The sequence below is a fragment of the Enterobacter hormaechei subsp. hoffmannii genome (genome assembly GCF_001729745.1).
GTDB classification, from domain to species: Bacteria; Pseudomonadota; Gammaproteobacteria; order Enterobacterales; family Enterobacteriaceae; genus Enterobacter; species Enterobacter intestinihominis.
The window spans coordinates 39,056-61,849 of record NZ_CP017186.1 but is presented as its reverse complement, the minus strand read 5'-3'; the positions used below and the strand labels follow the sequence as shown (position 1 = coordinate 61,849).

Annotated in this window: 21 protein-coding genes; 15 read left to right on the top strand and 6 right to left on the bottom strand. The window is 56.7% G+C overall.

All coding sequences use genetic code 11. The features are described from left to right. Window positions 1-13 precede the first annotated feature (13 nt). Window positions 14-1,078: a fimbrial protein gene (locus BFV65_RS00290; protein ID WP_069596117.1), complete on the top strand. Its 1,065-nt coding sequence runs from the start codon at window positions 14-16 to the stop codon at window positions 1,076-1,078. A 6-nt stretch (window positions 1,079-1,084) separates the two neighbouring features. Here BFV65_RS00290 and BFV65_RS00285 read toward each other — a convergent pair whose 3' ends face one another. Beyond that, window positions 1,085-1,720, bottom strand: coding sequence for a LuxR C-terminal-related transcriptional regulator (locus BFV65_RS00285; RefSeq protein ID WP_032622107.1), 636 nt, complete (start codon window positions 1,718-1,720; stop codon window positions 1,085-1,087). A gap of 569 nt (window positions 1,721-2,289) precedes the next feature. Between BFV65_RS00285 and BFV65_RS00280 the strand changes: the two genes are divergently transcribed. Then, the gene (locus tag BFV65_RS00280; RefSeq protein WP_015570093.1) at window positions 2,290-2,910 is read left to right on the top strand and encodes a LuxR C-terminal-related transcriptional regulator; all 621 of its coding nucleotides are present in this window, start codon (window positions 2,290-2,292) and stop codon (window positions 2,908-2,910) included. 76 nt (window positions 2,911-2,986) lie between these two features. Beyond that, on the top strand, window positions 2,987-3,667 hold the full coding sequence (locus tag BFV65_RS00275; RefSeq protein ID WP_058677109.1) for an EAL domain-containing protein: 681 nt from the start codon (window positions 2,987-2,989) through the stop codon (window positions 3,665-3,667). 18 nt (window positions 3,668-3,685) lie between these two features. On the opposite strand, the gene nlpA is transcribed toward BFV65_RS00275, so the two are convergent. Together nlpA and BFV65_RS00265 are read right to left on the bottom strand one after the other, a co-directional pair. Then, complete coding sequence (nlpA, locus tag BFV65_RS00270) at window positions 3,686-4,486, bottom strand: lipoprotein NlpA (RefSeq protein WP_058677108.1); 801 nt, start codon at window positions 4,484-4,486, stop codon at window positions 3,686-3,688. 229 nt (window positions 4,487-4,715) lie between these two features. Continuing rightward, entirely contained in the window at window positions 4,716-6,215 is a 1,500-nt protein-coding gene (locus BFV65_RS00265; RefSeq protein WP_032626657.1) for an MDR family MFS transporter, read from the bottom strand. Between the two features lie 78 nt (window positions 6,216-6,293). Between BFV65_RS00265 and BFV65_RS00260 the strand changes: the two genes are divergently transcribed. Further along, a complete protein-coding gene (locus tag BFV65_RS00260) occupies window positions 6,294-6,941 on the top strand; it encodes a TetR/AcrR family transcriptional regulator (RefSeq protein ID WP_048966521.1) in 648 nt (215 codons plus the stop codon). On the opposite strand, the gene BFV65_RS00255 is transcribed toward BFV65_RS00260, so the two are convergent. Further along, a complete protein-coding gene (locus BFV65_RS00255) occupies window positions 6,938-7,357 on the bottom strand; it encodes a GNAT family N-acetyltransferase (RefSeq protein WP_022646571.1) in 420 nt (139 codons plus the stop codon). The two genes, BFV65_RS00260 and BFV65_RS00255, sit on opposite strands and share 4 nt — an antisense overlap. Window positions 7,358-7,542: 185 nt before the next feature. Between BFV65_RS00255 and BFV65_RS00250 the strand changes: the two genes are divergently transcribed. The 5 genes from BFV65_RS00250 (at window position 7,543) to BFV65_RS00230 (ending at window position 14,272) form a co-directional block, all read left to right on the top strand. Continuing rightward, window positions 7,543-8,112: a TetR/AcrR family transcriptional regulator gene (locus tag BFV65_RS00250; RefSeq protein WP_022646570.1), complete on the top strand. Its 570-nt coding sequence runs from the start codon at window positions 7,543-7,545 to the stop codon at window positions 8,110-8,112. Between the two features lie 147 nt (window positions 8,113-8,259). Continuing rightward, window positions 8,260-9,381: an efflux RND transporter periplasmic adaptor subunit gene (locus tag BFV65_RS00245; RefSeq protein ID WP_069596116.1), complete on the top strand. Its 1,122-nt coding sequence runs from the start codon at window positions 8,260-8,262 to the stop codon at window positions 9,379-9,381. Next, window positions 9,381-12,491, top strand: coding sequence for an efflux RND transporter permease subunit (locus BFV65_RS00240; protein WP_038414996.1), 3,111 nt, complete (start codon window positions 9,381-9,383; stop codon window positions 12,489-12,491). The genes BFV65_RS00245 and BFV65_RS00240 overlap by 1 nt, the downstream gene beginning before the upstream one ends. Continuing rightward, window positions 12,491-13,855 carry an efflux transporter outer membrane subunit gene (locus BFV65_RS00235; RefSeq protein ID WP_022646568.1) on the top strand — a complete coding sequence of 455 codons (1,365 nt, stop codon included), beginning with the start codon at window positions 12,491-12,493 and terminating at the stop codon, window positions 13,853-13,855. Before BFV65_RS00240 ends, BFV65_RS00235 begins: the two co-directional genes overlap by 1 nt. A 120-nt stretch (window positions 13,856-13,975) precedes the next feature. Further along, window positions 13,976-14,272, top strand: coding sequence for a YicS family protein (locus BFV65_RS00230; protein ID WP_069596115.1), 297 nt, complete (start codon window positions 13,976-13,978; stop codon window positions 14,270-14,272). A 50-nt stretch (window positions 14,273-14,322) separates the two neighbouring features. On the opposite strand, the gene BFV65_RS00225 is transcribed toward BFV65_RS00230, so the two are convergent. Continuing rightward, window positions 14,323-15,273: a LacI family DNA-binding transcriptional regulator gene (locus BFV65_RS00225; RefSeq protein WP_069596114.1), complete on the bottom strand. Its 951-nt coding sequence runs from the start codon at window positions 15,271-15,273 to the stop codon at window positions 14,323-14,325. Between the two features lie 293 nt (window positions 15,274-15,566). On the opposite strand from BFV65_RS00225, the gene BFV65_RS00220 reads away from it, so the two are divergent. From BFV65_RS00220 to BFV65_RS00195, 6 genes are all read left to right on the top strand, one after another. After that, window positions 15,567-15,881, top strand: a complete 315-nt coding sequence (locus BFV65_RS00220; RefSeq protein ID WP_003861034.1) for a PTS sugar transporter subunit IIB — start codon at window positions 15,567-15,569, stop codon at window positions 15,879-15,881. 11 nt (window positions 15,882-15,892) lie between these two features. Continuing rightward, entirely contained in the window at window positions 15,893-17,218 is a 1,326-nt protein-coding gene (locus tag BFV65_RS00215; protein ID WP_022646565.1) for a PTS sugar transporter subunit IIC, read from the top strand. Window positions 17,219-17,235: 17 nt separating this feature from the next. Beyond that, on the top strand, window positions 17,236-18,612 hold the full coding sequence (locus BFV65_RS00210; RefSeq protein WP_063148195.1) for a glycoside hydrolase family 1 protein: 1,377 nt from the start codon (window positions 17,236-17,238) through the stop codon (window positions 18,610-18,612). A 5-nt stretch (window positions 18,613-18,617) separates the two neighbouring features. Then, window positions 18,618-18,920 (top strand): PTS lactose/cellobiose transporter subunit IIA, encoded by a 303-nt coding sequence (locus tag BFV65_RS00205; RefSeq protein WP_014168006.1) that lies wholly within the window; start codon window positions 18,618-18,620, stop codon window positions 18,918-18,920. A gap of 138 nt (window positions 18,921-19,058) precedes the next feature. Next, window positions 19,059-20,438, top strand: a complete 1,380-nt coding sequence (locus tag BFV65_RS00200) for a carbohydrate porin (RefSeq protein WP_069596113.1) — start codon at window positions 19,059-19,061, stop codon at window positions 20,436-20,438. A gap of 147 nt (window positions 20,439-20,585) precedes the next feature. Then, window positions 20,586-21,491 carry an EamA family transporter gene (locus tag BFV65_RS00195; RefSeq protein ID WP_023298973.1) on the top strand — a complete coding sequence of 302 codons (906 nt, stop codon included), beginning with the start codon at window positions 20,586-20,588 and terminating at the stop codon, window positions 21,489-21,491. 112 nt (window positions 21,492-21,603) lie between these two features. On the opposite strand, the gene nepI is transcribed toward BFV65_RS00195, so the two are convergent. After that, entirely contained in the window at window positions 21,604-22,794 is a 1,191-nt protein-coding gene (gene nepI, locus BFV65_RS00190) for a purine ribonucleoside efflux pump NepI (protein WP_023298972.1), read from the bottom strand.

Sequence of the window (22,794 nt, the reverse complement as noted above, 5' to 3'; positions counted from 1 at the left end):
ACGGATTATCAAAATGTTACGATCATTCATATTCCTGATCCTCTCCAGCATTAGTGGGATGAGCTATGCCACCTGCTCCGGCAGCAGCATCGTTTATGGCACACCGATTACCATTGATTTATCGGATAAGCTGAGCCCGGCCACGCCCACATGGACCGGCAGCTTCAGCACCCAGTACAGCGGCTCATTCAACTGTACGACGGGTAACAGTGAATTTTCTTACACGCCGATCCTCTCGACCGACAGCAAATACGCGACCATCCTCGGATTCAGCAATAACAAGTATATGGTGCGGGCGGAGATCACCAATCCCCCGGCCAATAAAACCCTGACTGCCAGCGGTAGCCATACGGCGTCTGAGCTGAACACACCGTTTACGGTTCGCTTCACCCTCGTTAACCAGAGCGGCACCACCCTGACGGGGGATACAGCGAACATGAGCGACGTTCTGTTCGTCAGCGACATGAGTGGGCTATCCTTCTGGGAAATCATCACCTGGCCAATCAATCAGGTCATCAAGATAGCGCAGTGGTTATTCAGCGGGTTCAAGTGGCCTTACGACAACCGGGATATGTTTGGTCAGCCGATGATCATCAAATACGCGCCAAAACTGACTACCTGTTCCTTTGATAATGCGGGGCTGACCGTAGCGCTGCCGACGCTCGGCATTCCCCAGCTCAGTGCATCCTCACAGCCGGGGCTGACGCCTTTCTCACTGAACATGAGCTGTCAGAACGTCGGGGTTAACGGCAATTCCGATCGGGCAATTGAGATGTTTCTGTCCAGCACGCAGCTGCTCTCAACCGACAGCTCAGTGCTGATCGACAGCAGCAGTAGCGCGGCGCAGGGCGTGGGGCTACGCCTGATAAAACGTGACGCCCCGCAAACGCCGGTGACCTTCTCTACCTCAACCACCAGCCGTGGCAACGCCACGATGATTTTCAGCGTGGCGGCTGGCGCGGCGCTGGACGAACATTTCAACCTTCCGATGGCGGCGTACTATTATGTGTGGGCGCCCGCCCAGGTGAGCCAGGGTAAGATCAATACATCGGCTACGCTGAATATTATCTATCCCTGATGTGAGCTATTTCTCCATCTTTCCAACCGCTTGCACATACTTAATCAGTTCGCTGTGGTTGGAAAGATTCAGCTTTTTCATCGCATTGTGCTTCTGCGTCGCAATGGTACTGACCGAACGGTTTCGATGACGGGCAATCTCCGTCGTTGAAAATCCTTCCACGATAAGATGGAGCACCTCCCACTCTCTGGCCGAGAGGATGGAGCGCGCCCGGGAACCGGACCGCATTACCCGCCTGAGCCACGAAGAGATCGACGGTGTTTGCCCGTCCGCCATGAGCAACGCGGGTAATTCCTTTTTCAGTTCAGTCAATTCATCCTGCTGACTGATGGTTAATTCAAATTTCATCTCCAGAACTTTTTTTAACAGCCCGTAAGGCAGCTCGGGCACCAACAGAACACGCCTGACGTGATGGGTTTTACATAAAGATGTAAAACGGCTGCTGACCTCCGCACTCCACTCTTTATGATTAAGCAGATAATTAAATTCAGTGAAGAAAACATCCACGTTATTATCCGCGACCGCCGCCAGCGCCTGTTCAGTGGAATCGACCTGAGTAATGTTCAGTACGTAATCGGGTAAAAGATCATGGAGCGCCCGGAATATTATCTCTTTAAATATATTTATTTTGTAAAACACCATTACCCTTACGATACGTTCAGTATTATTCATGTCTTTTCTAAATTCTCGTGACCGGAGGAAAATGATAATAGTTTATGTACTCACCACTCACAACCTCTTCGCGCCAGGATTTTATCCTTCTCAGGCTTAAAAATCTGAACAAGGACATTAAATTTATAGAAAAAATTCTATTTTATTCTGCACGCCGTTTCCTCTTGCAGATAAAGCCTTGTCGATAACCCTGCCGCGATCACAATTTTTCTTTCAGGAATAGCAGTAAACCACTGAAAAAACGGTGGATAAACCCCATCAATCAACCTTCTGATGCTTATTAACCGCCCATTCACAGAATAAAAATCTGGCATGAATATTATTAGAAGATTAAAACAATTGCATATACCATTAAAACCATTTTTCAATTTTATCTTCCTCTAATAATTGGCATCGGCTTTACTCGACGGTTTGTATTGGCTTACATTGATGCCATCGCATCGCGTTATTTAAAAAGTGCTCGCCATTCTTTTAATAAGAGAGTGCGAACCGCCATTTTCTCTTATATGGACTGTTTACTCAGCGAAAGGAGAATGCCAATGCAAAATAAAAAAACAATTCACGTTGCCGTTGTTGACAGCTGCGAATTCACGATGATTGGCCTGCAATCGCTCGGAAAGCGTGAGCCTGATGAAAAACACGACGTTATTTTCCATGGGTTTACCCATATCGAAGAACTTGCTATGAGTGAACAACTCTTTGATATCATCATTTATGATCCGTTGAATACGCGTCATTTCCGGGTGACGACGAATGACGACATTCTCTGTATTAAACAGAAACAAGTGACGGCGAAGATCTATATCTATTCGTTATCCGCCGGCTATTTGAAATTCAAACATGTTGATGGGGTAATCAGCAAAAGAGTCTCCCTGGGGGATATCAAAGCGCTGTGGCAAATACTGATGAGCCAGACGCCGCAAGAGTCTGGTCGTTACAACGTAGGCATGACTACCCGCTTACGCACCCCGGCGAGGCTGTCCAGCGAGGAGGCCAGCGTATTGCGCGGCTATTCCTGTAATCTCAAAACCAAGCAAATCGCCCGTCAGCTGGGGTGTAACGTCAGGCTGGTTTACTTTTATAAAAACAACGCCATGAACAAGCTTAAGGCCGTGCGTGGCCCCTCGTTTTACCAGAGCATTCGCTGGATCCTGAATTAAGAATTTGACCGTGTGTCGTTTGCCTTTTGTTCCCGTGTCCGCGGGAACCTTTTTTTCATTTCCTGAAGGCTGTTCCATGTATACCGTTCTTCCCTCTCCCCTGTTGCAACGTATCTCAGGGCTGCGATTCCAGCCGCTTGTCGATCTTCATTCGGGCCAGGTGTTCGCGCATGAAGTTCTCGTGGAGATCCATAACGTCAATCTGGAGATATTGTTTGCTTCTCTGCCTTCGCGCAGCGCGCTGCAAATCTTCTTCTGGCAGGCCAACACCCTGTTACAGATACCCGTCCGGGACGCTTACTGGCTAAACCTTCCGGCAGAACACCTTCTCGACGAACGCGCTATCCGGTTGTTGCTGGCGTTACGCCATCAGCAGCGGTTAACGATTGAAATTCAGGATCCTCTCACCATCACACGGCTGAGTAAGGCTGAGCAACATCGTCTTCATGCCACGCTTGTTCGGTTAAAAGAGGCGGGATGGCAAATCTGGCTGGACGATTTAACCCGGGAGTTGGCTGAGGCGTTCGCGCGGCTTGCGCTGCCGCTGGATGGGGTAAAAATTGACCGTTCAGCGCTGCGCGAGCGCGCGCCGCTTGCCCCGTTTGTGCAGGAGGTCAGGGCAGGTATCGCGCAATCAATTCTTATCGAAGGCATCGAGAATTCGCGGGATCTGGCGCGCGCCCGCACGTCTGGCGCACAGTCTGGCCAGGGTTTTCTGTGGCCCGAAAGCCGCACCGATGCCCGCGTAACGCTGTGAGGGCCAGCTTACCGTGGCTTACCAGCCCGGCACCGCACCGCCGTTAAAAAGGGTCTCTGCCGCTTTCGCCACTTCCGGCGACTGATAGGACTGGATAAATTCCTTCACGTTTTCGGCGTCTTTGTTGTCTTCACGCGTGACCACTATATTCACGTAAGGCGAGTTTTTGTCCTCAATAAAGACGCTGTCATGTACCGGAGACAGCCCCGTTTGCTGAAGATAGGTGGTACTGATGATGGCCACATCCACTTTCGGATCGTCCAGCACGCGCGGCAACTGCGCCCCTTCCAGCTCCATAATCTGTAAGTTTTTCGGGTTCGCGGTAATATCCAGCGCCGTCGGCAGCAGGCCCACATCCGGTTTAAGGGTAATCAGCTTCTCTTTTTGCAGCAGCAACAGCGCGCGGCCGAGGTTGGTGGGATCGTTTGGAATCGCAATGGTTGCGCCGTCCTTCAGCTCAGACACCGATTTAATCTTTCGGGAGTAACCCGCCATCGGGAAGACGAAGGTATTGGCCACGGCGACCAGCGTGTAATTGTGCGCCTTGTTATCTTGTGCAAGGAACGGGCGATGCTGGAAGACGTTGGCGTCCAGTTCGCCCTGGTTGGTGGCATCGTTGGGTAGCAGCGAGCCGCTAAAGCCCACCAGCTCAACATCCAGACCGTATTTCTCCTTTGCCACCTTTTTGGCGACTTCCGCCACGTCCTGCTCAGCGCCATTAATCACGCCGACTTTAATGTGTTTGGCATCATTGCCGCCTTGATCGCAACCTGCCAGCAGCAGGGCCGCGAGCACCAGAGCACTCAACTGAAATTTCACGAGACAGTTCCTTTCGACAGTGGTTTTGAAGACTATATCGACAACGAGACGGCAGGCTAAAAAACGAAAAGGAATCAGTAAGACGGTTAAGTTATATGCGGCCTGTTGCCGGGTGGCGCTGCGCTTACCCGGCCTACGTAACGGGCGAAGTGTAGGCCCGGTAAGCGTAGCGCCACCGGGCGATGGGCATCAGGCTACGGTAGTCCAGGCGCAAGCAGAACCGCTAACCTCACGCCTGCCGACGCAGCGGCGCTTCGCGCAAAAACCACGACAGCACAAACGCCAGCACCATAATCCCCGCCGCCAGCATAAACACCGCATGGATAGCCGAGCCGAACGCATCCAGATAGTCCAGACGCAGGGCATCAGGCAGATGGTGAATGGCAACGGGATTAAGTTCGCGCGGCAGTTCCGCCCCTTCCGGCAGCCTGTCGATCAGCCCTGATTGCAGAATATGGGTGAACACCGCGCCAAACAACGCAACGCCAATCGCCCCGCCAATGGAACGGAACAGCGTCACCCCAGAGGTCGCTACGCCGTATTGATCGGCTGACACGCTGTTCTGCACCGCCAGCACCAGCACCTGCATCACCAGTCCCAGCCCCATGCCCAGCACGCCGGTAAACAGGTACAGCTGCCAGGTTGGGGAGGTGATTGAAATGCGCGTCAGTAACGCCATCCCCACCACGCCGAGCAGCGTGCCGAGGATCGGGAACAGACGGTATTTCCCGGTGCGGCTGATGATGCGCCCGCTGATGATGGAGGTGAGCAACAGCCCGCCCATCAGGGGGATCAGCTGCAAGCCGGCCTGCGTTGGCGTGGCGTCTTTCACCACCTGTAAATAGAGCGGCAGGAACGTTACCGAGCCAAACAGGGACATGCCGATGATAAAGCCAATCAGGCTACAGAGCAGGAAGCTGCGGTCGCGGAAGAGCGACAGCGGGATAATCGGCTCCCACGCCAGCCGCTCTTCGTAAATAAACCCGGCGATCCCCGTCAGGCCGAAGGCCAGAATGCACCACAGCTGCGGGTCGTTCCATTGGCGGATCGTACCGCCCTCGGTGGTAAACAGAATGATGCACAGCAGCGCCATGCTGAGGTAAATCGCCCCCAGGTAATCAATCTCATGCTTGCTGCGCCGCGCGCTGCCGTGGAATACCGCGCCAATCACCAGCAGCGCAAACAGCCCCAGCGGCAGGTTGATGTAGAAAATCCAGCGCCAGGATGCGTGCTGAACGATAAACCCGCCGATCAGCGGCCCTATCACCGTCGCCAGGCCAAACACGCCGCCAAACAACCCCTGATAGCGACCCCGATCGGCAGGCGGGATCACGTCCGCCACGGCGGCCATGCTGATCACCATCAGGCCGCCGCCCCCCAGCCCTTGCAGGGCGCGCATCAGCACCAGCTGGGTCATGTTCTGCGCCAGGCCACACAGCGCAGAGCCCACCAGGAAAAGCACTATTGCGATTTGCAGGACGATTTTACGGCCAAACAGATCGCCGAATTTGCCATACAGCGGCACCACGATGGTCGAACTGAGGATATAGGCTGTCACCACCCAGGAGAGCTTATCCAGCCCGCCCAGCTCGCCGACGATGGTCGGCAGCGCGGTGGAGACAATGGTCTGATCCAGCGCCGAGAGCAGCATCACCAGCAGGAGTGCGCTGAACAGCAGCTTAATCGACGGCGCCTTTTTCGCAGGTTGAGTCATTACGTCGGACTCCATAAGACATCACTTGAAATTAATTAATCGTATAATTAATATTTGTGGAAGTGATGAATAAGATCAAGAGATACGGTGACCATGTCAGCACAAAAGGACAATTCTGAACCCCGCCGCCCCGGTCGGCCACGCGGCGGCAAGCGCGTTACCGCCAGCCGCGAACAGCTGCTGGATATCGCCCTGAATCTCTTTTCCCGCCAGGGGATCGCCAATACGTCGTTGAACGCTATTGCCCGCGAAGCCGGCGTGACGCCCGCCATGCTGCACTACTACTTCAACTCCAGAGAACAGTTACTGGATGCGATGATTGAGGAGCGCTTCCTGCCGTTACGCGAGCGGATCGGGGCGATTTTCGCCGACAACCGGGATTCGCCGGTGGATGCCCTGACGGAAATGGTCAGGGTGCTGGCCGAACTGGCGGAAAAGTATCGCTGGTTTGCCCCGCTGTGGATGCAGGAGGTGATCGGCGAGATGCCGGTACTGCGTACGCATTTGCAGGAGCGCTTTGGCGATGAGAAATATCACACCACGCTGGCAACCATCAAAGGCTGGCAGCAGGAAGGAAAACTGAATCCGGCGCTGGCCCCCGAACTGCTGTTCACGACGCTGCTGAGCCTGGTGCTGGTGCCTTTCTCTCGCATGCGCAATGACGAGAGGCTTAATGCCCTCTCGCCGGAGATCGTTGTGCGCCACGTGTTAGCCGTGATCGGCAACGGGATCGGCGGTTAAAGATCCCTGGTCAGATAGTGTCTCTGCATTCCCTGATAAGGGTAATCCTGCAAGGACATCTGCACCTGATAACCCTGTTTTTCATAGAACGGACGCGCCTGGAAGCTGACCGTATCCACCAGCGCGTGACGACACCCTTTACGACGGGCCTCCTCTTCAGCCGTTTTGATCAGCTGGCTGCCGACGCCCGTTCCCCGCACCCTGTCGCTGACCCACAGAAAGTCGATATTCAGCCAGTCGCCTTTACGTACGCCGATTAACCCGCCCAGCATGACGCCGTTGTCGTCTCGCACATATACGCCAATATCGCCACTAAACGTCGCCAGATCTAAATACTGCGCGTTATAGGCTCTTAGCCCCGTTAATAATTCTTCTTTTTCTTCAGCCGTGACTTTATCTGTAATGCTCAGGTGCATAAATCTCTCCTTATTTTCAGCGCAATCTGAATATCTCACAGCTTAACCTTCATAAAAACTCCTTATTTCCTCCATTGTTTAAACAAGGAAATATTCATTCAATATGTAAATAAAAAAAACCTTTCCAATAGGCTCCGAAAACGTATAATGAGAACGATCATTCTCACTTTTTACGGTAGCCGACGATGAGCACAAAGCTGGAAGAACGACAAAAACTACGGCAGGACGAAATCATCACCGCCGCGCGCCGCTGCTTTCGCGCCAGTGGATTTCACGCTGCCAGCATGTCGCAGATCGCCAGCGAAGCCAGGCTCAGCGTCGGACAAATCTATCGCTATTTCAGTAACAAAGACGCGATCATTGAAGAGATGATCCGGCGCATTATCGACTCACGTATTGAGGAGATGCAGGGCAAAACCCTGGTTGAAGGGATGCCGCAGGCGCTTGCCTGGCGCCAGACGCTGAACGAAGATGATGACGCGCTAATGCTCGAAATGTCCGCAGAGGCCACACGTAATCCGCTGGTGGCAAACATGCTGATCGAAGCCGAAGCCCGCATGTTCGCCAACGCCTGTGAGCACCTGAAAAAGCAGTTCCCCCACCTGAGCGATGAGCATATTCGCTGCTGCGTGGAGATTACCGCCGTGATGATCGAAGGCACGATTTACCGTCGACTCACGCCTTTAAAAGTACCGTCAGAACAATTAGAGCCCATATACCAGAATATTTTAAATATGCTTTTCTCTGCGAAGTAATCGCATGTGAATAATTAGCGGAAATAAGTAATTTCCCTTTTTTCATTTCTGGCTCTGCCAGAGATGCGGGATCGCTGTGCTTTTAATTAGCCCTCCTCCCTGTTAAGCGATTAACAGGGCAGGCTTCGTTCACCCTGGAAAAAGATTATGAAAACCATAACAACCTCCATCGCAGCATTACTCCTCCTGACAGGGTGCGATAATGCGCAAACACCTGCTCCCCAGCGTCCTCTTCCGGAAGTGGGGATTGTCACACTCATGAGCCAGCCGGTGTCCGTGGTCAGCGAGCTGACCGGCCGCACCGCCGCCGCGATGAGCGCCGAAGTGCGCCCTCAGGTGGGCGGCATTATTCAGAAACGGCTCTTCACCGAAGGCGATACGGTCAAGGCCGGGCAGGCGCTGTATCAGATCGATCCTTCCAGCTACCGCGCCGCTTATGATGAAGCTGCCGCCGCACTGAAACAGGCGCAGGCGCTGGTGCAGGCCGACTGCCAGAAAGCCCGGCGCTATGCGCAGCTGGTTAAGGATGACGGCGTATCACGTCAGGATGCGGAAGACGCGAAGTCCACCTGCGCGCAGGACAAGGCCAGCGTCGAGTCAAAGAAAGCCGCGCTGGAAAGTGCCCGCATTAACCTCAACTGGACCACCGTCACCGCGCCGATTGCCGGACGTATCGGCATCTCCTCTGTGACCCCCGGCGCGCTGGTGACCGCCCAGCAGGATACCGCGCTGGCCACTATTCGCGGGCTGGACAGTATGTACGTCGATTTAACCCGTTCCAGCGCCGATCTGCTGCGATTACGCAAGCAAACCCTCGCCAGCAACAGCGATACGCTGAACGTGTCGTTGATCCTCGAAGACGGCAGCAGCTACAGCGAAAAAGGCCATCTGGCGTTAACCGAAGTGGCGGTGGATGAGTCTACCGGCTCAGTCACCCTGCGCGCTGTCTTCCCGAACCCGCAGCATCAGCTTCTGCCGGGCATGTTCGTCCGCGCCCGAGTGGATGAAGGCATCATGAATGACGCGATCCTCGCGCCGCAGCAGGGCATCACCCGCGACGCCAAAGGTACCGCCACCGCGCTGGTGGTGAACGCCAGCAACAAGGTCGAGCAGCGTCAGCTGGAAACGGGCGACACCTACGGCGATAAATGGCTGGTGCTGAATGGCCTGAAGGCGGGCGATAAGCTGATTGTGGAAGGCACCGACAAAGTCACCGCCGGGCAGGAAGTGAAAGCTGAAGAGATGAAAACCAACGGAGGAAACGCCTGATGTTTTCCCGTTTCTTCGTGCGTCGCCCGGTCTTTGCCTGGGTTATCGCCATTCTCATCATGCTCGCCGGGATACTGGCGATCCGCACGCTGCCCGTTGCGCAGTACCCGGACGTTGCCCCGCCGTCGATCAAAATATCCGCCACCTACACCGGCGCCTCCGCACAAACGCTGGAGAACAGCGTGACGCAGGTGATCGAGCAGCAGCTCACCGGGCTGGATAACCTGCTCTACTTCACCTCCACCAGCAGCTCGGACGGTTCGGTGAGCATCAACGTCACGTTTGAACAGGGAACCGATCCGGACACCGCTCAGGTACAGGTGCAGAACAAAGTCCAGCAGGCGGAATCACGCCTGCCGACCGAGGTGCAGCAGTCCGGGATCACCGTCGAAAAATCCCAGAGCAACTTCCTGCTGATCATGGGCGTATATGATAAAACCGACACCGCCAGCAGCTCGGATATCGCCGACTGGCTGGTGAGTAATATGCAGGATCCGCTGGCGCGCGTGGATGGCGTCGGCAGCCTGCAGGTGTTCGGTGCAGAATACGCGATGCGCATCTGGCTCGACCCGGCTAAGCTGGCGTCGTACTCGCTGATGCCCTCCGACGTGCAGAGCGCGATTGAAGCGCAGAACGTGCAGGTCTCCGCCGGTAAAATCGGCGCGCTGCCCTCGTCGAACGCCCAACAGCTGACCGCCACCGTTCGCGCTCAGTCGCGTCTGCAAACGGTCGATGAGTTCAAAAAAATCATCGTCAAGAGCGAGTCCAACGGTGCGGTGGTGCGCATCAGCGACGTCGCGCGCGTGGAGATGGGCAGCGAAGACTACACCGCCACCGCGAAGCTGAACGGCCACCCGGCGGCGGGTATGGCGGTGATGCTCTCGCCGGGCGCCAACGCGCTTAACACCGCCACGGCGGTAAAAGACAAGATCGCCGAGTTCAAAAAGTCGATGCCGGAAGGCTACGACGTGGCCTACCCGAAAGACAGCACCGAGTTCATCAAGATCTCCGTTGAGGACGTGATTCAGACCCTGTTCGAAGCCATTATCCTCGTGGTGGTGGTGATGTACCTGTTTCTGCAAAACATCCGCGCGACGCTGATCCCGGCGCTGGCGGTGCCGGTGGTGCTGCTGGGCACCTTCGGCGTGCTGGCGCTGTTCGGTTACTCCATCAACACCCTGACGCTGTTTGCCATGGTGCTGGCGATAGGACTGTTGGTGGATGACGCCATCGTGGTGGTGGAAAACGTCGAGCGTATTATGCGAGACGAAGGGCTGCCCGCCCGGGAAGCGACCGAAAAATCGATGGGCGAAATTTCCGGCGCGCTGATCGCCATTGCGCTGGTGCTCTCTGCGGTATTCCTGCCGATGGCCTTCTTCGGCGGCTCTACCGGGGTCATTTACCGTCAGTTCTCGGTCACCATTATTTCGGCGATGTTCCTCTCCGTGGTGGTGGCGCTGACCCTGACGCCCGCGCTGTGCGGCTCGATCCTGAATCACACCGCTCCGCACAAAAAGGGCTTCTTCGGCGCGTTTAACCGCTTCTACAGTAAGACCGAGCACGGCTATCAGAATAAGGTTCTGCGCGCCCTGCGCCGTTCCGGCGGCATGCTGGTGATCTTCGCCCTGCTCTGCGGCGCGATGGGGTTCGCCATGCTGAAACTGCCGGGCAGCTTCCTGCCAACCGAAGACCAGGGAGAAATCATGGTGCAGTACACCCTCCCTGCCGGCGCAACCGCGGTGCGTACCGCAGAGGTAAGCCGCCAGGTACGCGAATGGTTCCTCACCAAAGAGAAAGCCAATACCGATGTGATCTTTACCGTTGAAGGTTTCAGCTTCAGCGGCAGCGGCCAGAACGCCGGGATGGCGTTCGTCTCCCTGAAAAACTGGTCAGAGCGTAAAGGCGAGGAAAACACCGCGCAGGCCATTGCCCTGCGCGCCACGCAGGAGCTGAGCGCCATCCGCGATGCCACCATCTTTGCGATGACACCGCCGGCAGTGGACGGTCTGGGCCAGAGCAACGGCTTTACCTTTGAGCTGATGGCGAGCGGCGGCACCGACCGCGACGCGCTGCTGAAACTGCGTAACCAGCTGATTGGCGAAGCGAATCAGGACAGCTCGCTGCACGCCGTGCGCGCCAACGATCTGCCGCAGATGCCGCAGCTTCAGGTGGATATCGATAACAACAAAGCCGTGTCGCTGGGGCTCTCCCTGAGCGACGTCACCGACACCCTGTCCAGCGCCTGGGGCGGCACCTACGTGAACGACTTCATTGACCGTGGCCGCGTGAAAAAGGTCTACATCCAGGGCGACAGCGACTATCGCGCGGTACCGTCGGATCTCAACAAATGGTATGTGCGCGGCAGCGACAGCACTATGACCCCATTCTCCGCCTTCGCCACTACCCGCTGGGAGTATGGCCCGGAAAGCCTGGTGCGCTACAACGGCTCGGCGGCGTATGAAATTCAGGGCGAGAACGCCAGCGGCGCTAGCTCCGGTACGGCGATGAGCAAAATGGAGCAGCTGGCGAATAACCTGCCGTCCGGCAGCACCTGGGCGTGGAGCGGTTTGTCGTTGCAGGAAAAACTGGCGAGCGGTCAGGCGATGAGCCTTTATGCCCTCTCCATCCTCGTGGTGTTCCTGTGCCTGGCGGCACTGTATGAGAGCTGGTCGGTGCCCATTTCGGTGATCCTCGTGATCCCGCTTGGGGTGCTGGGCGCGGCCATTGCCGCCTCCCTGCGCGGCCTGAGCAACGATGTCTATTTCCAGGTGGCGCTGCTGACCACCATCGGTCTGTCGTCGAAGAACGCCATTCTGATTGTCGAGTTTGCCGAAGCCAAAGTGGCCGAAGGCTACTCACTGACGCGCGCCGCCCTGCGGGCCGCCCAGACGCGTCTGCGTCCGATCATCATGACCTCGCTGGCGTTTATCGCAGGCGTGACGCCGCTGGCGATTGCCACCGGAGCGGGGGCCAACAGCCGCGTGGCGATCGGCACCGGCATTATCGGCGGGACGCTGGCCGCGACGCTGCTGGCTATCTTCTTTGTTCCTTTATTCTTTGTACTGGTGAAACGTCTGTTCTCCGGTAAGCACGCAAACCGGAGGTCATAATGTTTCGTGTAACTGTTTTAGCGTTAGCACTGCTGAGCGCAGGCTGTGTGTCATTAGATCCCACGTATCAGCGCCCGGACGCGCCCGTTCCGGCCACCCTACCCGGCGCGCACGGCGAAGCCAGCGCCGTGGTGAGCCAGTGGCAGCAGGTGATGAATGATGCGCGGCTGAAAAGCGTGGTGACGATGGCGCTCAACAGCAACCGCGACGTGCAAAAAGCGATTGCGGATATCGACGCCGCCCGTGCCCAGTATGGCGAAACGCGCTCGTCCCTGTTCCCGACGGTGGACGCGGAACTGAGTCATACCCGCAGCCGTACGCTGGCGAGCGGCGTCGCGACGAGCGACGAAGCCAACGGCACGGTCTCCAGCTTCGAACTGGATCTGTTTGGCCGCAACCAGAGCCTGTCGCGCGCCGCGCGTGAAACCTGGCTTGCCAGCGAGTTCACCGCGCAGAACACGCGCCTGACAATGGTCAGCGAGCTGACCACGGCCTGGGTGACGCTGGCGGCGGATAACAGCAATCTGGCGCTGGCGAAATCCACCCTGGAGAGCGCCGCGAACTCGCTCAAAATCGTCAAACGTCAGCAGGAAGTAGGTGTGGCAGCGGCCACGGACGTCAGTGAAGCGATGGCGGTTTACCAGCAGGCGCGCGCCAGCGTGGCGAGCTACCAGACGCTGGTGATGCAGGACAAAAACGCCCTTAACCTGCTGGCGGGCGATACGGTGCCCGAGAACCTGCTGCCCGGCACGCTGGAGAGCCTGAGCGATAACGCCATCACGCTGATCCCGGCGGGCGTCAGCTCCAGCGCGCTGCTGCGTCGCCCGGACATTCAGGAGGCGGAACATAACCTGCTGAGCGCTAACGCCAACATCGGCGCGGCACGCGCCAACTTCTTCCCGACCATTTCACTGACCGCCAGCGCGGGCGTCGGCAGCGATTCGCTGTCATCCCTGTTCAGCCACGGCATGAAGGTCTGGTCGTTCGCGCCGTCCATCACCCTGCCGCTGTTTAGCGGGGGCAACAATATGGCGCAGCTGCGCTATGCGGAAGCGGAGAAGAAGGGGCTAATCGCCACCTATGAGAAGACCATCCAGAGCGCGTTTAAGGACGTGGCCGACGCGCTGGCGCGGCGCGAAACGTTGAGCGAACAGCTTGATGCCCAGCGTGAATACGTGGCGGCGGAGCAAAAAACGCTGGATGTGGCGACGCGCAGTTACAAGGCTGGCGCGGGCGATTATCTGACGGTGCTCACCGCGCAGCGATCGCTGTGGTCGGCTCAGGAATCACTGATTGCCTTGCAGCAAACCGACCTGGAAAACCGCATCACGCTGTGGCAATCGCTGGGTGGAGGGGTTCAGTAACGGCCTGAGAGGGCGATTCTCATACCAGGTGAAAAGTAAATTCATACTTTCGGCTGGAATCGCCTGCCTGAATGTAACGATACATTTCAGGGAAAGCCTGTGACTTTACCGGAGGTCTCAATGAAATCTGCACACCAGGTTTGCCTGCTCGTTTGCCTGATTTTCGCTGCGTTTGTTCATGCGCAGGAGAAGAGCGCTCCGGAGAAAGAGGCCCAGATAAAACAGCAGGTCCTGAAAGATGTGAAGAAAACCTGTACCCCGCAGAAAAAGCAGAGCGATAAGGCCTGGCAGGCGATGATTTTGTCGTCTGAGGCCAATCAACTGCTGATCAAAAATGCCATCACCGCCATGAAGCGTGACAACCTGGACGCCTACTGGGATGCAGTAAGTCAGGTGGATTGTATGGAAGATTACTGAGGGTTGAGCGCCGGGTGGCGGCTGCGCCTTACCCGGCCTACATCACATGTTTAACGCTTCCGCACATCCGGAATAATCAAATCCCCACGCAGAACGTAGGACCCGAGCATCTGCGTTTTCGCCGTCAGCCAGCTCACGATGCGCGCCGCCATGGCGTCCATGGAATACTCAATGGCCGGGATCACCGGAATACCCGGGAGATGCAGCGAACCGCCGAGGCTGAAGACCATGATGTCTTCCGGTACCGATTTATTAAACGCCTGTAACTGCGGGATCACCCGCTGGGCTTCCTGCTCGTCTGCCACCAGCAGCGCGTTGAAGTTCAGCGTGGACGCGTTGTTGAGTAATTCCTGAAGCGCAACGGACGATGAAGTCGCGTCCATAAACACGAGGTTGCGATTAAAGGGCAGGAAGTTTTTCTCCAGCGCGTGTTTGTAGCCCAGCAGCACCTGATCGGCAAAACCGCTGCCGTGCGGGTGGATCAGCGCTATCTGGCGACGCCCCTGGCTGGTGAGATAGTTACAGGCCGTTTCAGCCGCGAACGCGTGATCGAAATGAATGCTGTTGGCGTTATCGGCTTCCATACAGTCGACCAGAATCACGTTGTCCATGTCCACGTCCAGCGGGAAACGCGCGCCAATCACCAGAATGTCATCACATAAGCCGCAGGAGAGTTCTTCAAGGGCGTTCATCACTTCTGTTTTCGTGTGTGCGAAACGCAGCAGCAGATGTTTTTGATGCTGGCTGAGGTGTTTTTCCAGCGCGTACAGGTAACCGGTGGTCTGGTTAATGTTTTCCTGCGCGCAAATCACCCCAATGCAGCCCGTCGACTGGCTGAGCAGCGACTGGGCGATCACGTTGGGACGATAGTTCAGCTCGTCCACCGCTTTCAGAACAGCCTGGCGGCTGGCTTCTTTAACGCCACGCGACCCGCTCAACACCCGTGATACCGTGGCTTTGGACACCCCGGCCAGACGCGATACATCGTTGATTGTAGACATCTCTCTCCCCTGTCAGACGCAACTGGCGTCTGTAATTTCCATCACCGCTACGGCTCACATTATAGCCAGAACGGAGTATATCCGTTTCCGTTTTCCATGGAAACCGATTTTCCGTTTCCACTCAATTTGATGCCAAAACAGCCAAATTATGTGACCCACATCCGGTTAATTAGCGTCATAAGTAGTGGATATTGATGGTTGTCACACTTCTGTCTTTTATGAATGGAAACCGGTTTCCGTATCATGTCCAATCATCATCGCAATAACTTTTTACATTTTGAGGATGGTCGTCGATGTTCAAGATTATGCTGTGCTGCTCTGCCGGGATGTCCACCAGCCTGCTGGTCAGCAAAATGATCGATGTAGCAAAAGAACGGGGCTTGCCCGTGAAGATAGATGCGTATGGCGTATCCGAATTTGATACGCAGTTTCCGCACTATCAGGTGGTGCTTCTCGGACCGCAAGTGAAATACATGTTAAAGACACTCTCAGACAAGGCAGCGACGCAAGGCATACCGGTGCAGCCCATCGACATGATGGATTACGGCATGCAGCGTGGCGATAAAGTACTGGACTATGCTCTGTCGCTCATCGAAGCGGCACACTAAAAGGTGTTCACATGAGTTCGTTATATCAATCCATGGTCGCGGTGATTGAACAGTCAATTACGCCGCTGGCCGCGAAGCTCGGTCAGCAAAAGTATGTGATTGCCATCCGCGACGGCTTTACCGCCGCGCTGCCGTTTATGATCATCGGCTCGTTTATGCTGGTGTTTATCTTCCCGCCGTTTTCGGCGGATACCACCAACAGCTTCGCCCGCGGCTGGCTGGATTTCTCCGAGACCTACCGCGAACAGCTGATGCTGCCCTTTAACCTCAGCATGGGCGTGATGACCTTCTTCATCTCGGTGGGGATTGGGGCGAGCCTGGGGCGTCAGTTTAACCTCGATCCGGTGATGTCCGGTCTGCTGGCCTTTATGGCCTTCCTGCTGGTCGCCGCGCCGTATGCCGACGGCAAAATTTCGACGCAGTATCTGTCGGGTCAGGGCATCTTCACTGCGCTTATCACCGCGATCTACTCCACCCGTGTGTACGCGTGGCTGAAGCAGAACAACGTCACCATCCGCCTGCCGAAAGAGGTGCCGACCGGCGTGGCGCGTTCGTTTGAGATCCTGATCCCGGTGATGGTGGTGATTGGTACCCTACATCCGCTGAACCTGTTCATTGAAGCGCAGACCGGGATGATCATCCCGCAGGCGATTATGCACCTGCTGGAGCCGCTGGTGTCCGCGTCTGACTCGCTGCCCGCGATTCTGCTCTCCGTTCTGCTGTGCCAGATCTTCTGGTTTGCCGGTATCCACGGGTCGCTGATTGTCACCGGCATCATGAACCCGTTCTGGATGGCGAACCTCTCTGCAAACCAGGCGGCGCTGGCGGCGGGCGCGGCGCTGCCGCACGTTTATCTGCAAGGTTTCTGGGATCACTACCTGCTGATTGGCGGCGTAGGCTCGACCCTGCCGCTGGCGTTCCTGCTGCTGCGCAGCCGCGCCACTCACCTGCGCACCATCGGCAAAATGGGCGTTGTGCCAAGCTTCTTTAACATCAACGAACCGATTCTGTTCGGCGCGCCGATCATAATGAACCCGATGCTGTTTATCCCGTTCGTGTTTGTTCCGCTGGTCAATGCCTGCCTGGCGTACGGCGCAACCAAACTCGGCTGGCTGGCCCAGGTGGTTTCGTTAACCCCGTGGACCACGCCCGCGCCGATTGGCGCCTCGTGGGCGGCGAACTGGGCGCTGAGCCCGGTGGTGATGTGCCTGGTCTGCATGGTGATGTCGGCGCTGATGTACCTGCCGTTCCTGCGCGCCTATGAGCGTACGCTCATCAAAAATGAAGAGCAGAAAGCCCAGGCAACCGTCGGCACCGCTGAAACAGTTAGCAATTAAGTCAAAGAGGAAGGGTCATGAAATACGCATTTCCCGATAACTTCTGGTGGGGCAGCGCAAGCTCCGCTCTCCAGACGGAAGGGACACGAGAGGGTGAAACCACGTGGGACTACTGGTTTGCCCGCGAGCCGAACCGTTTTCACAACGGCGTGGGACCGCAGCACACCTCCACGTTTTATCAGCACTGGAAAACGGACATTCAGCTGTTGAAGCAGCTGAACCACAACAGCTTTCGCACCTCGATTAGCTGGGCGCGCCTGATCCCCGACGGTATCGGTGAAGTGAACCCGGACGCGGTCGATTTTTATAATCAGGTCATTGATGAGCTGAATGAACAGGGCATCACGCCGTTTATCACCCTGTTCCATTTCGACATGCCGATGGCGATGCAGGAGATCGGCGGCTGGGAAAACCGTGACGTAGTGGACGCCTACGCCCGCTATGCGCAGATCTGCTTCGAGCTGTTTGGCGACCGCGTGCTGCACTGGTTTACCTTCAACGAGCCGATTGTTCCGGTGGAAGGCGGTTATCTGTACGATTTCCATTACCCGAACGTGGTGGATTTTCGTCGGGCGGCCACCGTGGCATATCACACGGTGCTGGCCCATGCGAAGGCCGTTCAGGCTTACCGCGCCGGGCATTACGCGGGGGAGATCGGCATCGTGCTGAACCTGACGCCGTCATACCCGCGTTCGCAGAACCCGGCGGACGTGAAGGCGGCGCATATCGCGGATCTGATGTTTAACCGTAGCTTCCTCGACCCGGTGCTGCGCGGGGAGTATCCGGCCGACCTGGTGGCATTGCTGAAATCTTACGATCAGCTACCCGCCTGCAAGCCGGAAGACGGTTTCCTGATTGCGGAAGGGAAAATCGACCTGCTCGGCGTTAACTACTATCAACCGCGCCGCGTGAAGTGTCGCGACAGCGCGGTGAACCCGCAGGCGCCGTTTATGCCGGAGTGGTTCTTTGATAGCTACGAGATGCCGGGCCGTAAGATGAACCCGTACCGCGGCTGGGAAATCTACGAGCCGGGTATTTACGATATTCTGGTTAACCTGCGCGACAATTACGGTAACCCCCGCTGTTTTATTTCTGAAAACGGGATGGGTGTCGAAAACGAGCAGCGCTTTATTGAAAACGGTCAGATAAACGATCGGTACCGCATCGAATTTATTTCTGAGCATTTAGCGTGGCTGCATAAAGGTATTAGCGAAGGCTGCAATTGCCTTGGCTACCATATGTGGACGTTTATTGATAACTGGTCGTGGTGCAATGCGTATAAAAACCGCTACGGTTTTATTCAGCTCGATTTGGAGACGCAGCAGCGCACCATTAAAAAAAGCGGAGAGTGGTTTGCCGCTACCGCCTTAAATAATTGCTTTGATAAAGAGTAAAAATGATGATCGCATTAGAAGAAGCCGTAATGGAAATTATCGTCAACGCCGGTCAGTCCCGCAGCCTGTGCTTCGAAGCGCTGCATGCGGCGCGCCAGGGCAACCTTGACGAAGCCAAAAGCCTGCTGCGTGAAGCCGATGGCTACGCGCGCCAGGCACACAAGATGCAGACCAAACTGATCGAGCAGGACGCGGGCGAAGCCCGCCAGCCGATGACCTTAATTATGGTGCACGCGCAGGATCATTTAATGAATTCGCTATTAGCGCGTGAATTATCTGAAGAGATTATTCATTTATATCAGAGATAGTCTATGGCGAAATAAATTAATGTAATACCTCTGTACCTAAAACTAGAAATCCACTTGTTCTGATGATAGCGACATATTCTGTCAGATCGGAGCGGGATGGTTATTGTCTGAATAAAATTAAACTATATTGAGATAACCATGAATACGATTAAAAAACTTCCATTAACCATGGCGGTTATCGCCGCGCTTTGTCCAATTTCCGTGCTCGCGCAAGAATTTACGCAGGAGCAAATCGACGCCATTGTGGCGAAAGCGGTGGATAAAGCCCTGGCCGAGCGTCAGGCGAAAATGGATGCGGCGGTCGCGAAAAAAGCGGACGTCATCACCGAGCCGCAGAGCGCAGCGCAATCCCCGGACATGGCGATTCCGTTTGGCATCAAATTTACCGGCTACGCCCGCTACGGCGCGCACTTCCAGGCCGCTGACCAGAAGTATGTGGCGGTGGACGGCTCCTACAACGGCGCGTCCGCGATTGGTCGTCTGGGTAACGAAGGCAACGGCGGGGAATTCCAGCTCTCCAAGGCCTTCAAGGGTGATAACGGCGCCATCTGGGACATCAACGTGATGATCGACCACTGGGGCGACGAAGTTAACCTCAAAAAAGCTTACGCCGGGGTGACCAACATTATGGCCTCCAACCCGAACGCCTACTTTTGGGCCGGTCGTGACTTCCACCAGCGTCCGCAGCAGGGCATCAACGATTACTTCTGGATGAACCACGATGGCCAGGGCGCCGGGGTGAAGAACTTCGACATCGGCGGCGTGCAGTTCGACGTGGCTGCCGTGGCGGCGGTGGAATCCTGTAGCCCGGAAGTGATGGAAGATGAAGCCAACCCGTCGCGCATCACCTGTACCGGCGGCTCCGGCACGGGTGACAAGGGCAACTACGCTGCCACCTCAAAAATCCACGGCATGAAGCTCGGCCCGATCGACCTGGAGCTGTACGCCAACTACGGTTTTGACTCCAAAGCCGTTGAGAGCGACGAGCGTCTGAACGCCTGGCAGGGCGGCGTGGTGCTGAGCCACACCAACGATAGCGGCGTGAACAAGGTGATCGCCCGCTACTCCGATAATTCGGACAACAGCGTGTTCAACAAAACCGAAGATCTGACCACGGTCTACGCCAGCTTCGAAGGGCTGTATAAATTCACCCAGGCCACGCAGGTGGAGTACATCCTCGCCTTCCACGACTATGACAACAGCCGTGATGACACCGACAACCGTAAGAACTACAACGCCATCGTGCGCCCGATGCACTGGTGGAACGACGTTAACTCCACCTGGCTGGAAGCGGGCTGGCAGCACGTAGATTACGACAACGGCGGCGACAACAAGGGCTGGAAGCTGACCCTGTCGCAGAACATGTCTATCGCCATGGGGCCGGAGTTCCGTCCGATGCTGCGCTTCTACGTGACCGGCGGCAAAGTGGACAACGAACGCACCGCGCGCGTGAACAACACCAAAGATGAGACGCTGGACGACTTCAACGTCGGCGCGATGTGGGAGGCGTGGTTCTAAGGTCAACAACATGCCGGGTGGCGCTACGCTTACCCGGCCTACGGTTTTCCCCCTCTCCCCGTGGGAGAGGGCCGGGGTGAGGGCATCAGGCCGCACACAACCATGCTATGCTGTTGGCCAATTAACGACAACATAACAGGGGAGAACATGGGTTCCACACGCAAAGGGATGCTCAACGTCCTGATCGCCGCCGTTTTATGGGGCAGTTCCGGGGTTTGCGCGCAGTACATCATGGAGAAAAGCCACATTTCTTCACCTTACCTGACCATGGTTCGCCTGCTGTTTACCGGCGTGATCCTGCTGACGCTCTCCTTCGTTCACGGCGACAAGATTTTCTCGGTCATCAAAAACCGCAAAGACGCCCTCAGCCTGCTGTTTTTCTCACTGGTTGGCGCGCTCACCGTGCAGCTCACCTTCCTGCTGACGATTGAAAAATCCAACGCCGCTACGGCCACCGTGCTTCAGTTCCTGTCGCCAACCATAATCGTGGCGTGGTTCGCCCTGGCGCGGAAGAAGCGTCCCGGCATGTTTGTCCTGTCGGCGATTTTGACATCGCTTGTGGGTACCTTCCTGCTGGTGACCCACGGCGACCCGACGTCGCTCTCCATCTCGCCTGCCGCGCTGTTCTTCGGTATCGCCTCGGCGTTTGCCGCGGCGTTTTACACCACCTATCCATCAACGCTTATCGCCCGCTACGGCACGCTGCCGATTGTCGGCTGGAGTATGTTGATTGCGGGACTAATGCTGACGCCGTTCTACGCCGGACGCGGCACCACCTTCGCCATTGACGGCGGCCTGCTGCTGGCGTTTTTCTACCTGGTGGTGATTGGCACCGCGCTGACGTTCAGCCTGTATCTGAAGGGCGCGCAGATGATCGGTGGGCCGAAGGCAAGCATTTTGAGCTGCGCCGAACCCCTGAGCAGCGCGCTGCTGTCGGTGGTTTTGCTGGGGGTGGCATTCACCCTGCCGGACTGGCTGGGAACGCTGCTGATTGTGTCGTCGGTGGTGTTGATTTCGATGGATTCACGCAGAAGGGTTAAGGCATCGGCGTAAGCGAATGTCCCCTCACCCCGGCCCTCTCCCCAAAGGGGCGAGAGTGAAAAGACAGCACCGAGCAGTCCCCTCTCCCCTGCGGGGAGAGGGTTAGGGTGAGGGGGAAAATTGACTACTTCGCCTTCACCTTCCCCGCCACCAGCAGCGCGGTCAGCAGCATCAGCGTACCGGAGATCACCAGCGGTGACGTCAGCCCCAGATGGTCGAGCGCTACGCCGCCCACCGCCGCCCCGCAGGTGTTCGCCAGCTGGATCACCGCCACCTGAATCGACCCGGCTTTTTCCGCCTGATCGGCAAGCGAGCGGGTGATCCACGTCGACCAGCCCACCGGCACCAGCGCAAAGGCAAAGCCCCAGACAATCGCAATCGCCGATGCGACCCACTTGTCGCTGCCCCACAGCACCAGCACCGCGGCACTGATCGCCAGCACCAGCGGCGCACCCGCCAGCGCCACCTTCAGGGAGCGCTTCAGGAACTGAGACGACAGTGAGGTGCCGACGAAGCTGGCGATACCGAAGCTCAGCAGCACCAGCGTCAGGCCATCCACGTCAAAGCCCGCCATGGTCATATACACCGGGCGAATATAGGTAAAGAAGGCAAACTGCCCGGCAAAGGCCATGAAGATGGCGGTCATCCCCGCCAGCACGCCCGGACGCTTGAGCAGCGCGAACATGTTCTGTTTGTGGTGCGCCGCTTCACCCGGCAGAGACGGTAGCGCTTTCCACACCCAGATAATGCACAGCACGCCCATCACTGCCGCCGCGTTAAAGACGTTACGCCAGCCGATAATCCCACCAAGGAAGCTGCCCAGCGGCGCGGCAATCACCAGCGCAATAGAGACCGCGCCGAAGATAACGGACAGCGCTTTTGGCACGGTGCGCGCGGGCACCAGGCGCATGGTCAGCGAGGCCGACATCGCCCAGAAGCCGCCTAACCCCAGCCCCAGGCAGGCGCGACCCAGCAGCAGCAGGGTGAAGCTTTCAGCGAAAGAGACCAGCAGGCAGGAGAGCGTCAGCAGCACGCTGAACAGGATGACCACTTTACGACGGTCAATGGTGCCAATCGCCTGGGTGATAAACAGGCTGGCGAACATCGCCACAAAGGCGGTGACGGTAACGGACTGCCCCGCCACGCCTTCGGAAATGCCCAGATCCTGCGCCATCGGCGTCAGCAGGCTGACCGGCAGAAACTCAACGGTGATCAGGCAGGCGACGCAAAATGCCACGGAGAAAACCGCCGACCAGTTGGGGCGAGACACCTCTTTGGCCTGCGGCGGAGTCGTGGGCTGGATATGTTCTGTCAT